The following is a 14750-nucleotide window of genomic DNA, read 5'->3' on the forward strand; positions in this document are numbered from 1 at the left end:
GTGGTCACACGCTCCCGCCTCGTCACGCTCCGGTGTCCTCGCGTGAGTTCCACCGGTCGAGCTGGGGAAGACGGCCCAGCCTGCCGCTGTGCCAGGGCTCCGTTCCGGTGCTCTCCCAGGCGCGGAAGGGCACGCCCAGCTCGTCGCACAGGTACTGGACGGCGAAACGGCCGGTGGACGCGGCCCGGATCAGACCGCCCATCCCGACCCACTGACCGGCCATGGAGAATCCGCCGAGTCCGGGCAGCCGCATCCGGTCCTTGCCGACCAGGGCCGCCGCCACGTCGTCGGCATCGGAGAACGCCTTCCAGGCCAGGATCGAACCGTTGTGGTTCCCGGTGTAGCGGCGGGTCGTCGCCGGCGAGGCCACGTCCACCAGATCGATGCGCTCGTCCGTGCCCGGCCAGATCCGCTCCAGGAAGCGCCGTACGAACTCGGCGACCTCGCGCTTACGTGCCCGGTACTCCCTGCGGTCGCTCAGGCGCAGCGACCGCCAGTACGTGAAGTCGCTGAAGTACGTGCAGTGGACGACCGACTTGCCGGGCGGGGCGAAACCGTCGCTGTAGCGGGAGCGCAACTGCACCACCAGGCTGTTCTGGAGCGAGCCGGGCAGTTGGCGCCCTTCCGCCTCCGACAGCAGATAGGTGGTGCTGTGGGCTTCCTGGGCGGGGAGTTCGCCCCGGATGCCGACGAAGGCGGAGACCACGGCGGGGAAGAGGGTGCCGGGGCGTTCGAGCAGTTCGTCGTAGAGCTTGTCGATCCTGGGGCCGGTGTACCGGCCGCCCAGCAGGCCGTGGATCGTGGTGTGTCCGTCGCAGGCCGAGACGACATGGTCCGCGTAGAACTGTCTGCCGTCGCGCAGTTGGATCCCGACCGCCCGGCCGTCTTCGACCAGGACCTTCTCGGTGCGGGCGCGGTAGGTCACCGTACCGCCGAGGGAGGTGTACCGCTCCTCGATCGACCGGGCGAGACCGAGTGAACCTCCTTGGGGGAAGCCCGCGTTGCCGTGGTAGGCGCAGGCCATGTTGTAGAGATACGGGAGCAGCGGGAAGCCTTCGGGGTCCTGGAAGAAGATGTTGCGGAACGCCCGGCGCAGCAGCGGGTCCTCGAACCGGTCGGCGAAGGCGTGCATCGGTGTGGCGGCGGTGCGCCAGAAGAGGCGGAACGCGGGCAGTACGGTGCGCAGCGTCGCCGCCCTCTCGCGTACGGTCCGCAGCGCGGGCGCGGTCAGGAACGGGTAGAGGTCGATGGCCGCGAAGCGCCGCAGGTCGCGGCAGAAGGAGCGGATCAGGTGGGCGTCGGCCGGTGAGATCGTGAGGAGGTGTTCCTCCAGTCGGGCCGGATCGTTGTAGAACGTCACCGACCGGCCGCTCTCGTCGACGACCGTGTTGAACAGCTCGAAGTTGGTGATCGTCTTGCCGTCGAGCGCGCCCAGTTCACGCCAGACCTGGTTGGCGTCGTTGCCGGCCGCCGTGCCGATCAGCCACTCGATGCAGTAGTCGAAGAGATAGCCGTCGCGCGACCAGGCGGTGCAACAGCCGCCGGGCAGCACGTGTTTCTCGAAGACACGGGTGCGCATCCCGCTCATCTGGGCGTAGCAGCCGGTGGAGAGTCCGGCCACGCCCGCGCCGATGACGATGACCCGGGGCGGGGCGCCGGGCGCCGTCTCCCGGCGGGTCCAGTCGGGCTCCGTGTCGTACAGCCCGGTCCGCTGGTCCGGACCCGTCCGCTTATCCGGCATGGTCGTCCGCCTCGCCCGTCAGCAGGGCCCGCACCAGCTCCGCGTTACGGGGCAGATGCGCGGGATCGAGCATGTCGGCGTGGGTGCCGGAGCCGCGCAGCACGCGCGTCCCGCCGGTGGAGCTGCCGTGCCAGGTGCCGGGGGCGCCGACGCCGTGCGCGGCGGCCTTCTCCTCGTCGGTCACGACACCGACCGCCGCGGCGACCGTGCCGGTGTTGGGGGTCCGGCCGCAGAACCGCAGGTAGTCGGCGGCGTGTTCGAGCACGGTGTGGGTGACGATCTCCGATCCGGTGTGTTTGTACAGATGGCGGCCCAGCTCCTCCTCGAAGGTGGTGATGCCGTCCTCGCCCGGTTCGTACGCCGCCATGAGGCGGTGCGAGTCGAGCACCACGACATGGGTGACCCGGCGGCCGCGCGATTCCAGCTCCTTCGCGACCTCGAAGGCGAGGTTGCCGCCGAGGGAGTAGCCGAGGAGACGGCAGGCGCCGTCGGGTTCGGCGGCCTCCACGAGGTCCGCGTAGCGGGCGACCTTCTCCTCGCCCGGCACATAGTTGAAGGCGATGATCCGGTACTGCGGGAGCTGGGCCGCGAAGCCGCGGTAGACGAGGCTGTGGCCGCCCGCCGGGGGGAAGCAGAAGACGGGGCTGCCCGGTCCGGGATTGAAGGTCAGATAGGGCAGTTCGTCGGCGGTCGTGCTGTTGACCAGGTCCTCGACGGCCGCGGCCATCCCGTGCAGGGTCGTGACCTGGTAGAGCCTGCTGACGGGGACGGCGACGCCGAACTCGGTCCGCAGATGGTGGAGGAGTTCGATCAGCTTGATCGAGCTGCCGCCGCATTCGAAGAAGTCGTCCCCGAGCCCGGCCCGCCGCGTCCCGAGCAGCGCCTGCCAGTGCCGGGCCATGGCGACTTCGTAGAGGGTGACCGGGGGTTCGTGGGACTGCTGCCGGTCGTCGTGGTGCGGCACGGGCAGTGTGGCGACGTCGAGCTTTCCATGGGCGGTGAGCGGCAGTTCGGGCAGCTCGGCGATGTGGGAGGGCACCATGTACGACGGCAGGGCGCCGGCGAGATGGCGGCGCAGGGCGCGCCGGTCCAGCGTCGCGCCGGGCTCGGCGACGCAGTAGGCGCACAGGGTGGGCTCTCCGGCGGCGTCCGCCCGGACGGCCACCACCGCCCGCGCCAGACCGGGCCACCCGGCCAGCCGCGACTCGATCTCCCCGATCTCGATTCGGTGGCCGCGCAGTTTGACCTGGTGGTCGCTGCGCCCGAGGAGATGGACCCGGCCGTGGGTGTCCCAGCGCGCCACGTCTCCGGTGCGGTAGAGGCGTACGGGTGCGGCGCCCGGTTCCCGGCTCAGGGTGCGGTGCGTGAAGCGCCGCGCGGTCTGCTCCGGGTCTCCGGCGTAACCGAGGGCCAGAGCCGCGCCGCCGATCCACAGCTCGCCGGGCACGCCGGGGGGCACCGGTTCGCCGTGCGCGTCGAGGATATGGAGCGTGCTGCCCGGCAGGGGGCGTCCGATGGGCACCATCTGCCCCGGTTCCAGGTCGTCGGCGGTGTCTTCGAAGCAGGCGCTGTCGATGGTCGCCTCGGTGACGCCGTACGAGTTGATCACGCGGGTGCCGGGGCCGCACAGGTCCCGCAGCCGCCGGTACTCCGCGACCTTCCACGCGTCCGAGCCGACGATCACCAGGCGCATGAAGTCGAGCCGTTCGCCGTCGCGTGCGCAGTGGTCCATCAGCGCGCGCACGACCGCCGGGACGAACTCCGCGCAGTCGACCCGCTGCGCCCGCATCGTGCGGTGCAGTCGTGCCGTGTCGAAGACCAGGTCCCGGTCGGCCAGCACCAGGGTGCCGCCCGAGCACAGGGCGCGTACCAGATCGCCGGTGAACACGTCGAAGGAGGGCTCGGCCATCTGGAGATGGACGCGCGCGTCCGTCCGGAGCCGGTACGTCCGCAGCCAGGCGTCGTACGCGGCGGCGAGGGCGCGGTGGCTGACCCGTACGGCCTTCGGGCGGCCGGTGGAGCCGGAGGTGTTGATGACGTACGCGGCGGAGTCCAGGTCCGTGTCCTCCTCCGTGTCCTTCCGCGTGTCCTTCTGCGTGTCCTTCTGCGGCGCCGGCTCCTCGCGCTCCGTCGTACGCAGGGTGTCGAGGGTCAGGACGGTGGCCGGTAACCCGTCGGCCCACCCGGCGCGGGTGTCGTCGACGATGAACAGGGCGGCTCCGGCGTCGCCGAGGACCTGGCCGACCCGGTCGGCGGGCTGATCGGGGTGGACCGGCAGGTAGGCGCCGCCCGCCTTGAGAACGGCGAGCAGGGTGACGATCAGTTCCGGTGTCTTGTCGAGGCAGAGACCGACGACCGAGCCCGCCGTGACGCCCAGTTGGCGCAGGCGCCGGGCTCTGGCGTCGGCGCGTGCGTCGAGTTCGCCGTACGTCAGCCTCGTCTCGCCGCCCCGGGGGGACGGGACGACGACGGCGACGGCGTCGGGGTGCGCGGCGGCGGTGTCGGCGATCAGACGGTGGACCGGGCGCACCGGCTGCGGTACGGCGGGGTCGGGCAGGTCCGAAGCGCCGCTCCACTCGGTGATCAGCTTCTCGCGCTCCCCCGCCGCGAGCATGTTCAGTCGCGGCGTGGGCAGGTCGGACGGCGCCCTCGTCATGCTGTCGAGCAGATTGACGTAGTGCGAGGCCATCCGGCGCACCGTCGCCGGCCGGAAGAGGTCGGTGTTGTACTTCAGGACGCAGTGGAAGCGGCCCTCGGCCTCCTCCTCGTACACGGACATGGTGATGTCGAACTGGCCCTCCTCCTCCGGGAGTTCGATGTACTGAAGCCGGTAGCCGTACTGCTCGGTGGCCACCTTGTGGGTGAGCAGGATGAACATCGCCTGGAACACCGCCGAGCGGCTGGGGTCGTGCTGGAGCCCCAGCTCCTCCACCAGCAGGACGAACGGGTACTCCTGGTTGTCCAGTCCGTTCAGTACGGTCCTGCGGACCTGGTCCAGCAGCTCCGCGACCGCCGGGCCGCCGGACAGATCGGCGTGCAGGGGCAGCGGGTTGACGAAGTAGCCGTACACGGAGGCGAATTCCTGCTGGGTGCGGCCGGTCACCGGGCTGCCGACGACGACATGGTCCTGCCCGGAGTAGCGGTGCAGCAGGAGGTAGTAGGCGCTCAGCAGGACCATGAACGGCGTCACGCGGTGTTCCCGCGCCAACGCGTGTACCCGGCCGCTGAGTTCGGCGTCGAGGATGAAGAACTCCGAGGCGCCGTTGTGGGTCTGCACGGCGGGACGGGGCGCGTCGACCGGCAGGTCGAGGAGCGGGACTTCGGCGGGCAGGTGGGAGCGCCAGTAGTCGAGCATGCGGCCGGCCTCGGGCCCGGCCAGGAACTGGTTCTGCTGATTGAGGAAGTCGAGGTAGCGGGCGCCCACCGGGGGCAGCGCGGGCTGCCCGCCCCGCTTCAGCGTCTCGTACACGGCGAGGAGTTCCTCGATGAACGTGAACGTGGAGATCGCGTCCGAGACGATGTGGTGGACGGCCTTCATGATGATCCACCGGTCCGGGGCCCGTCTGAACAGCCGGAACCGGACCAGCGCGTCACGTTCGAGGTCGTAGGGTCTGCGGTACTCCGCGATGATCGTCCGCTCGATGTCGGCCCACTCCTGGCCCCGTACGTCGAACAGCGCGAGGTCGGGCTCCGCCCCGGACGTCGTGCGCTGCACCGGCCGGCCGTCCTGAAGATGGAAGGTGGTGCGCAGCGCGGGATGGCGCGCGACGATCGCGCGTACGGCGTCGAACATCAGCTCCGGGTCGAGGGCGGCCCTGACCTCCACGGCGCCGCCGATGTTGTACGCGTACCCCTCGGGGTTGAGCTGCTTGAGGAACCACAGCGCTTTCTGGTTCTGGGTCAGTGGGTGGCTGCGCTCGTCGGTGAAGACCTCCACCTGCGAGCCCGCGCCGCCGCCCGAGGCGTCGGCGGCGACCCGTTCGACCAGACCGTCGTAGACATGAGAGGTCAGCTCGCTGACGGGGGTGCCGCTCAGCAGGGCGACCACGGGCAGCGCGACACCGAGCTTGGCCTGCACCTTGGCGCGCAGTTCCATGGCGAGCAGCGAGTCGAGCCCGAGCGCGCCGAGCCCGGTCGACACGTCGATGTCGGTGGCCGGTGTACGCAGGACGGTGGCGGTCAGTTCGGTGAACCGTTCGGTCACCAGGCAGCGGCGCTGTGTCTCGTCGGCGGCGCGGAACGCGTCGAGGAAGCCGTCGCCCTCCTCGCCCGCTCCCCCGGTGCCTCCCGCGGCCCGCTCTCTTGCGGCGGCGGCCAGTTCGGCGACGAGCGGGGGCGGGGTGTCGTACCAGGACAGGAAGGTGGGCCAGTCGGCGACCGTGGCCACGAGCAACTGGGCCCGGTCCTGCCCCAGGACGCGCTCCAGCACACTCATCCCGGCGTTCGGGGTCAGGGAACTCATTCCCCGGCTGTGGAGGTAGTGGTCGACCAGACCCAGCTCCTCGATCATTCCCGTCGCCCAGGGCCCCCAGTCCAGACTCAGCGCGGGCAGTCCGCGCGCGCGGCGCCGGTGGGCCAGCGCGTCCAGGAACGCGTTGCCCGCCGCGTAGTTGGTCTGTCCCGCCGTCGTCAGCAGCGAGGCGACCGAGGCGAAGAGAACGAAGTGCTCCAGCGGCTCGTCACTCAGGTGCTTGTCCAGGAGATACGCGCCCACGGTCTTCGGGTCGTTCACCGCGTCGAAGGTCGGCCGGTCCATGTCGGCGAGCAGCGTGTCCCGTACCTGGCCCGCCAGATGGAACACCCCCCGCAGGGGAGGTGCGCCGCTGCGGCGCTGCTCGCCGAGCCAGGTGGTCAGCGCCTCCTCGTCGGTGATGTCGACGCGGGCCAGGACCGGTTGGGTGCCCAGCGCCTCCAGCTCCCTCATCAGGGCCACGGCCCTGCCCCGGTCGGTGGCGGGGTCGGTGGCCGCCCACCGGTCGCGGGCCGGGACGGGGGTGCGTCCCATCAGGATGATCCGGCGGGCGCCGCGCTTGGCGAGGGTGCGGCACAGGAGCCGGCCCAGCGCCCCGAAGGCGCCGGTCACCAGATAGCCGCCGTCCGCGCGCAGCCGTAGCGGCAGCGGTCCGGTCAGTCCCCCGGCGGGGAGCAGACGGCTCGTCGCGCGGCGCTCCCCGCGCAGGGCGATCTCCTCCTCGTCGTCGCACAGGAACTCGCGCAGCAGGGCTTCGGCGTCCGCGCGGACGCCGTCCGCGTCCGGCTCGCGGGCAGGGTCGAGGTCGACCAACTTGCCCCGGTGGCCGGTCAGTTCCTGGTGCCGGAGCACGCGTGTGACGCCCCAGACGGGTGCGGCCAGTGGTTCGGCGCCCTCGCCGGGGGAGACGGGCTGCGCGCCGCGTGTGACGACATGCAGTCCGCCGGTGCCGCGTCGGCCGAGGAGGGTCCGGGCGAGCGCGACGACGGAGTACGTACCGGTGCCGACTGCCTGTGCCAGGTCGGTGCGCGCGCAGACGGCGAGGTCCGGCACGTTCAGGTTCCACAGATGGACGACGGTGGGGTCGTAGCTTGTGCCGGGCGTGCCGTCCTCGTCCAGATCGGCGAAAAGCCGTTCCAGGTGGTCGGCGGAGTCCGGTATGACGGTGAACTCCCCTCCCCGCGCGCCCCGTTCGTAGGTTGCGCCCGCGCGCACCGTGCGGCAGCGGTCGCCCCGCGCGGTCACCAGCTCCGCGAAGGCGTCCCCCACGCCGCTGTCGTCCGCGAGGACCAGCCAGTCGCGGGGGCCGGTGACGCCGTCCCCGCGCGTGTCCTCCTCGGACGCCGCCGGGGGTCGGTCGATCCAGGCGGGCTCGGCGAGCCAGGAGTCGACGGTGCTCAGGGAGACGGACGCGGACGCCTTCGCGACGTCGGCCGCGCGGAAGCCGCGCAGCCGGCCGAGGGCCGTCCCGTCCTCGGCGTACAGGGCGAGATCGCCGACCAGTTCGTTCCCGTCGTCGTGGGAGACCGTGCCGTGCACCCACAGGGGTTGGCCGCCGACCGGCGCGAGGCTCATCTCGGCCAGCGACAGCGGCAGTCGGATGCCGCCCCCCGGCGGTGGCGCGTCGGGGGACGCCGGGTCCGGCGCCACGATCATCGGCGTCAGCAGGGTCTGGAAGCAGGCGTCGAGGAGCACGGGGTGGATGTGGTGGCGGGCCGCGTCGTCACCGATCGCCGCGGGCGCGCCGATCCGCGCCAGGACCTCGCCGGTGCCGATCCAGACCTCCTCGACGGCCTGGAACGCGGGCCCGTAGTGATAGCCCAGGGCGGCCAGCCCGGCGTAGCACTGCGCACCGCCGAGCCGTCGGGTGCTGCGGTCCTTGATCGTGGCGCTGTCCAGCGCGGGGCCGGTGAAGCGGCGCTGCACGGTGCGTACGACGCCGCTGGCGTGCACCGCGCGCTCGGCGTCGGCGCCCGTGACGGACGCGATGGTGAAGTCCCCGTTCTCCAGGGACAGCGACAGATTGACCGTCCGTGCCTCGTCCGGGGGGAGAAAGAGCGCCTTGCGCAGGTCGATGTCGGCCAGCACGGCCGTGGTACCGCCGGTGAGCACCCGTACGGCCTGGGCGGCCATCTCCAGATATCCGGCGGCGGGGAACACCACGGTGTCCTGGATGCGGTGGTCGGCCAGGTACGGCAGTCGCTCGGTGTCCAGTCTCGACTGCCAGGTCGGTTCGGTGTGGTCGGTCCTGCGGCCGAGTAACGGGTGGTCGACCTGGCCGAGTCTGATCTGCGCGACGGGGCGCGGCTCCGTCCAGTAGCGGTCGCGCCGCCAGGGATAGCGGGGCAGCGCGACCGTCCGGCCACTGGGCTGGAGCACGTCCCACGCGATGTCGGTGCCCAGGGTGTGCAGGGTCGCCAGAGACATGGCGATCCGCTCGGGCTCGTCCTCGTCGCGGCGCACGGACGGGACCGTGACGGCCGTGTGTCCGGTGCTCTGAAGGCATTCGCGGATCGCGTGTCCGAGCACCGGGTGCGGGCCGATCTCCAGGAAGAGGCGGTGGCCGTCGTCGGCGAGGCGGTCCACGGCGGCACGGAAGCGCACCCGGTCGCGGACGTTCTTCCACCAGTATCCGGCGTCCAGTTCGGTGTCCCCCGCGACACCTTCCTGACCTGTGAGGTGGAGCGGCAGACGGGCCGGGCGGGGCGCGAGGCCGGCCAGTGAGGTCAGCAGTTCGTCCTTGATGTGATCCATCGCGGCGCTGTGGTACGGCACGCCTACCGCGAGGAACTTGGCGAAGACCTGCTCCGCCCGCAGCTCGTCGGCGAGCGCGGCCAGCGCCTCCTCGTTCCCGGCCAGGGTGAGCGAGGTGGGGCTGTTGACGGCGGCCACGGAGATCAGGTCCCCGTAGGGCCGCACCCGGCGCTCGGCCTCCTCCTCGGGCAGCGCGACGGCGAGCATGGTCCCGGTGCCGGTCAGGGTGTGCTGGAGACGGCTGCGGTGGACGGCGACGGCGACGGCGTCCTTGAGGGAGTAGACACCGGCCTCGTAGAACGCGGCGATCTCGCCGGTGCTGTGCCCCACGATCGCGTCCGGGCGCACTCCGTACGAACGCCACAGGGCGGCCAGTGCGATCTGTACGGCGAAGTTGGCGGGCTGCGCGAGCCAGGTCTCCGCCATCCGCGAGCGGTCCTCGTCCGCGGCCATCTCCTCCAGCAGCGACCAGTCGGCGATCTCGCGGATCTCGCGGTCGCACGCGGTGATCGCGTCGCGGAACACCGGTTCGGCGGCGAGCAGCCCCCGGCCCATCCCCCACCACTGCGGGCCCATACCCGTGAAGACCCAGACCAACCGCCGCTCCGGGGCGTCCAGTTGGCGGCCCTGGATCACCCGGGGGTGGGGCTCGCCGCGCAGATGGGCGGCGAGTGACGCGTCGAGGCAGTCCCGTGCGCCGTCGCCGGTGCGGTACACGACGGCCAGCCGTGACTCCAGATGCTGGCGGCGGTGCGCGAGGGTGTGTCCGAGGTCGGCGACGGCGGCGGCCGGTCCGTCGTCCCCCGCCAGCTCGCTGCGGATGCCCTGCGCGACCTCCGCGAGCGCGTCGGGGTGACGCGCGGTCAGCGGGAGGATGCTCCAGGCCGGCGCCGGTGTGCGGGTGGGGCGCGGACGGGCCGGGGGCGCGCCGCGCGGGAGGCGTACCGACCGGGCCGGGGGTTCCTCCATGACGACATGGGCGTTGGTGCCGCCGAAGCCGAAGGAGTTGACCCCGGCTCGGGCGGGACCCTCGTGCGCGGGCCAGTCGGTGACGCGGGTGGGGATCTCGTACGGCGCGCCGGCGAGGCCGATGGCGGGGTTGATCCGTTCGAGGTTGATGTGGGGCGGGATCCGGCGGTGTTCGAGCGCGAGCGCGGTCTTGATCAGTCCGGCGATCCCGGCGGCCGACTCCGTGTGCCCGATGTTGGCCTTCACCGATCCGACGTAGCACGGGGCGCCCGGCGCGCGCCCGATGGCGAGCGCGCGCGCCAGGGCGTTGGCCTCGATCGGGTCGCCCACCGGTGTCGAGGTGCCGTGCGCCTCCATGTACTGGAGGTCGCCGGGGGTGATGCCCGCCTCGGCGCACACCTGTCGTACGAGGGAGACCTGGGCGTCCCCGCTGGGGACGGTGATGCCGCTGGTGCGGCCGTCCTGGTTGACGCCGCTGCCGACGATCACCGCGTGGATCGGGTCGCCGTCCGCCAGCGCGTCCTGAAGCCGCTTGAGCGCGACCAGCCCGACCCCCTCGGCGCGCACATAGCCGTCGGCCCGCGCGTCGAAGGTACGGGAGTGTCCGCCGGGCGACAGGAATCCGCCCTTGGTCTCGGCGATGGTGTACTGCGGGGCCATGTGCAGCAGGACGCCGCCCGCGAGCGCGAGATCGCTCTCGCCCCGGCGCAGGCTCTGGCACGCCAGATGGACGGCCACCAGGGACGAGCTGCACGCGGTGTCGATGGACAGGCTGGGGCCGCGGAAGTCGAAGCAGTGCGAGATCCGGTTCGACACCATCGTCATCATCGTGCCGGTCGCCGTATGGGTGCCGAGCGTCTCGAAACTCAGGTCGGCGAACTGAAGGATCTTGTAGTCGAGCGTGAACGCGCCCACGTAGACAGCGGTGTTGCTGCCCACCAGGTCGGCGGGGCGCCGGCCGCCGTCCTCCAGCGCCTCCCAGGCCACCTCCAGCAGCTTGCGCTGCTGCGGGTCCATGGAGTCGGCCTCGCGGGGGCTGATCCCGAAGAAGGCCGGCTCGAACTCGTCGAATCCGTCGATGTATCCGCCCCGGCCGCCCGTCAGCCGGCCGGGTTTGTCCCGGTGGCGGCTGCCGAGTGTGCGGACGTCGTAGCGGTCCGCCGGGGTGGGCGTGACGCAGTCCTTGCCGTCGAGCAGATTCCGCCAGAAGGCCCGGTGATCGGAGGCTCCGCCGGGCAGGCGGCAGCCGATACCGATGATCGCGACTCTGCCAGTGGAAGCGTCGTTGTTCGCGCCAGCCAAGATCGCACACTCCTCAAGTGGTAGCTCGCTGCCACGAGGCAGCGACGAAGGTCGGCGGTGCGGGGCCGTCGGAGCCCAAGGGGCAGCCGGGGGCAGGGCACTTGGGGCCCGGGTCCAGGCGGTTTCGCTCGGGGCCCGGTTCAGGCGGTTGGGCTCCCCGGCCGCCTCGCGCGGCGCACGGGATGGAGCAGGCTCGCGACGATCTCGCCGGTCCTGGGGAACGAACCGGGATCACTGAGCCCCACCGAGACGGGCGCACGGCCCGGCCGCCAGGTGAAGCTTCCGAAGAGGTGGTCCCAGCAGGACAGATCGGAGCCGTAGTGCCCGGCTTCCGACAGATCCGTGCTGTGGTGCAGACGGTGCTGTTCCGGGCTGGCCAGCAGATGGTTGAGAGGCCCGATCCGCACATCGATGTTGGCGTGTACGAAGTAGCCCTGGGCGGCCACGAACAGCCCCGCGGCCAGGACGGACTCACGGGAGAACCCGGCGCAGGCCAGGGCGAGTTGGACGATCCCCTGCGCGAGAACGATGTCGAGGACGTGGTTCACGCCGTTGTTGGCGACGTTGACCTTCGGCGGGACGTGGTGCACTCCGTGCAGCCGCCACAGCAGCGGGTTGGAGTGCCCCAGCCGGTGGACGAGATAGCTGGCGAGCGATCCGCCCAGCAGGGCGGCCGGGATCTCCGCACCGAGCGGGAGCGCCGGTTCGGCCGGCGACAGCCTCCCGACGGCGGTGGTCACCAGAAGCTGCGCCAGGGCGCTGCCGGCCATCGTCAGCAGGAAGTAGACGCCGTACCAGCGCCATTCGGCCCGGCTGGGATGCCAGTCGCGCTCGTACGGAATCAGCCTCTCCAGAACGGTGAGGTAGAGCAGGACGCCGACCAGGAAGAGCGGACTGACCCGGGCGGGATCCCAGTGGAATACGAGCGCGCCGGCCGCCACCAGGAAAGTGGCCAGCAGGAGCAGCGGATAGGCGGCGAGACGGAGAATCGTGTGGCGGAATTCAGCGGCTGATTCCCTGTCGGGTATACACGCCGGATGAATAACGCGATCGATGGGGAATTCGTCTTCGTGCACTCGCGACACCTCCGTAGAGATGCGGACCGTGGGGGACACACGCAGGTCGGACGGGGCGGATCCGTCCACACCTGGACTGTTGTGAGCTCGGTTGATTGATTTCCTCTTTCAAGGACTTCAACCCTCGACCGATAGATGTCGCCGATGTGAGTTACTAGTATTCTTTTAATTCTTACTTGCCGCGTGAGCGCTGCCGGAGCGCCGGGACGGCACGTACGATCGACAGCGCACGGGAATCATTCCCGACCCCCGACAGCACTGTCGTCGTCGTGGTGTTGCCCGGCGGCGGCTGCCGGGCGTTTCGACCGCCGGCGCACACCCGGCGGTCGATCGACACAGATCGGAGAGAACGTGTTCATCGCCTTCGTCACGGTCACCGTCATCGGCGCGGTCTTCAACGGCGGCGCCGCCGTCATCTATCTGATCGGCCACGAATACCCCAAGACCCAGGCCGACATAAAAGGCATCCCCCGGAAGTACGTGCCGGTCCTGGGCGTGTTGCTGGCGCTGGGCACCGCGGGGCTGCTGGCCGGGTTCGCCGTGCCGGTGCTGGGGACCATCGCCGCCTGTGGCCTCGTGCTGTACTTCATCGGCGCGATCATCGCCCATCTGCGGGTGGGCTCGCGCGACATCGTGGGCGGGATCGTGTTCCTGGTCACCGCGGTGGCCACTCTCGCCGTGGGGCTGGCCCACCACGGCGCGGCGTGACGCCCTGGAGACCGCCCTACAGACCGGCCGCCAGGCGGCGGGAGAGTTCGACCCGGCGGGTCTTCAGCGTGGCGGTGCGCGGCAGTTCGGCCAGCGGGATCTGGACGGGGTCCGAAAGCCGCGGGTACGCGGCCGTGGCGGCGCGCCAGCGGTCCGGGTCCAGCGGCTCGTCACGGTGGGTGCAGACGACGGGGACCGCGTCGGAGCCGGGGCCCGGCACCACGACGATCTCGGCCAGCTCCGCCAGCTCGTCCAGGAGGATGTCCTCGATCTCGAGGTTGCTGCCCACCCCGGGGATCGCGTCGAATTCGCGGTCGAGCAGGTGCAGGCAGCCGAACGAGGAGCGGTAGCCGACGTCCCCCGTACGCCACCAGCCGTCATGGACGTTGGCGTCGTAGCGCTCCCGCTCACCGTGGTACGTCTTCGCCAGCCCGTCCCAACGGACCTCGATGAAGCCGGGGTTGTGCCGCGAGGGCCGTCCGCCGTCCCGGCTCACCAGCCGGACCCGGGCGCTGCCCGGCAACGCGTAGCCGACGCAGCGGCCGTCCATCCGGTGGGCGAAGCGGCGGTAGTACGGCCGGCCGGCCGCGGGGCCGACCTCGCTCTGCCCGTAGATCTGGAAGAACTGCGCCCGCCGGCCGGAGGCGTGCAGCAGACGGCGCACCGTCCTCGGGTGGATCGCGTCGAAGGTGCTGCTGAAGTACTTCACCGACGCGAACGGCCGGCGCGCGTCGTCGGCCAACTCCTCCCACGCCAGGAAGGAGTTGGGCAGCGCCTCGATCAGCCAGGGGCGGCGCTCGGCGAAGAAGCCGGCGACCGCGTCCGGGGTGCCGTCCTTCACCAGCAGCGTCGGCATCCCTTTCAGGAGGCAGAGCGACATCGCCGCGAACGTCCGGGAGTGACCGAAGGGGATATGGATCGCGACGGTCCCCCGCTTCCTCATCAGCCCCAGCAGGAACAACTGCGGGCGCAGCCGGGAGCGCATCGTACGCGGCGTGTGCACGACCAGCTTGGGCAGTCCGGTGGTGCCCGAGGTGTGGGTGATCATGGCCGGCTCGTCCAGTCCGCGCAGGACCGGCCGTACCGCCGCCGTGCCGTCGAGTCCGGCGAGCGCGACCGCGTCCGGACCGGCGTCGCCCACACCGATCACGCCCCGGGTCAGCTCCGCGAGACCCACCCCGTCCTCGGTCAGCGAGCGGAGCTTGGGGCCGTCGGTGACCAGGTGCGGTCGCTCCAGCTTGGCCAGCAGCGCCGCGACGGCCTCGGAGTCCAGGTGCTGCGAGAGCATGACCGGCACCGCGCCGATACGCTCCACCGCCGTCGCCAGCAGCCAGAGGTCGAAGTTGGGCGCCTTGCAGATCACCACATGGGCGCCGGGGCGCACCCCGGCGGCGGCGAACCGGTTGGCGATGTCCGCGACGTGGCGCACGAGTTGACGGACCGTCAGTCGGCGGCCGGCCTCGGGCAGGACGTCGAGGTCGTGGTCGAGGACGAGCGGCAGGGCGCCGTGGACGCGTGCGGCTCGCTCCGGTACGACTCCGAGATACAGGCCGTGCTTGTGTATCGACGTACGGCCCGACGTACGGCCCGAGGGGCGGGCCGACCCCCGGTTCGGCCGGTGACTCAGCTTGTCCAGCAACGTGCTTCCCACAAGATCTCCCTGTGCGTCCGGCCGAGCGGTGGTACGGATACGGCGGTGCGGTTGCGGCGGTGCGGATACGGCGGTGCG

The 14750-nt window shown here is 71.3% G+C and carries 5 protein-coding genes; 1 reads left to right on the top strand and 4 read right to left on the bottom strand.

The window, feature by feature from the left end; all coding sequences use genetic code 11:
- Positions 1 to 22: 22 nt before the first annotated feature.
- The 3 genes from OG329_RS08195 to OG329_RS08205 form a co-directional block, all read right to left on the bottom strand.
- Positions 23 to 1741 carry a phytoene desaturase family protein gene (locus OG329_RS08195; protein WP_405793734.1) on the bottom strand — a complete coding sequence of 573 codons (1719 nt, stop codon included), beginning with the start codon at positions 1739 to 1741 and terminating at the stop codon, positions 23 to 25.
- Positions 1731 to 11237, bottom strand: coding sequence for an amino acid adenylation domain-containing protein (locus OG329_RS08200; RefSeq protein ID WP_405793736.1), 9507 nt, complete (start codon positions 11235 to 11237; stop codon positions 1731 to 1733). The genes OG329_RS08195 and OG329_RS08200 overlap by 11 nt, the downstream gene beginning before the upstream one ends.
- 140 nt (positions 11238 to 11377) lie before the next feature.
- Positions 11378 to 12226, bottom strand: coding sequence for a sterol desaturase family protein (locus OG329_RS08205; RefSeq protein WP_405801707.1), 849 nt, complete (start codon positions 12224 to 12226; stop codon positions 11378 to 11380).
- A 438-nt stretch (positions 12227 to 12664) separates the two neighbouring features.
- Between OG329_RS08205 and OG329_RS08210 the strand changes: the two genes are divergently transcribed.
- Positions 12665 to 13021, top strand: a complete 357-nt coding sequence (locus OG329_RS08210; protein ID WP_405793737.1) for a DoxX family protein — start codon at positions 12665 to 12667, stop codon at positions 13019 to 13021.
- A 16-nt stretch (positions 13022 to 13037) separates the two neighbouring features.
- Here the strand turns inward: OG329_RS08210 and OG329_RS08215 are convergent, their stop codons facing one another.
- Positions 13038 to 14648, bottom strand: coding sequence for a class I adenylate-forming enzyme family protein (locus OG329_RS08215; RefSeq protein ID WP_405801708.1), 1611 nt, complete (start codon positions 14646 to 14648; stop codon positions 13038 to 13040).
- Positions 14649 to 14750: the final 102 nt, after the last annotated feature.

This window comes from Streptomyces sp. NBC_01506, assembly GCF_045040295.1.
Lineage (GTDB): Bacteria > Actinomycetota > Actinomycetes > Streptomycetales > Streptomycetaceae > Streptomyces.

Bases quoted from the DNA above. Each gene is read 5' to 3' on its own strand.
- OG329_RS08195 (WP_405793734.1), bottom strand. From the start codon at position 1,741: ATGCCGGATAAGCGGACGGGTCCGGACCAGCGGACCGGGCTGTACGAC.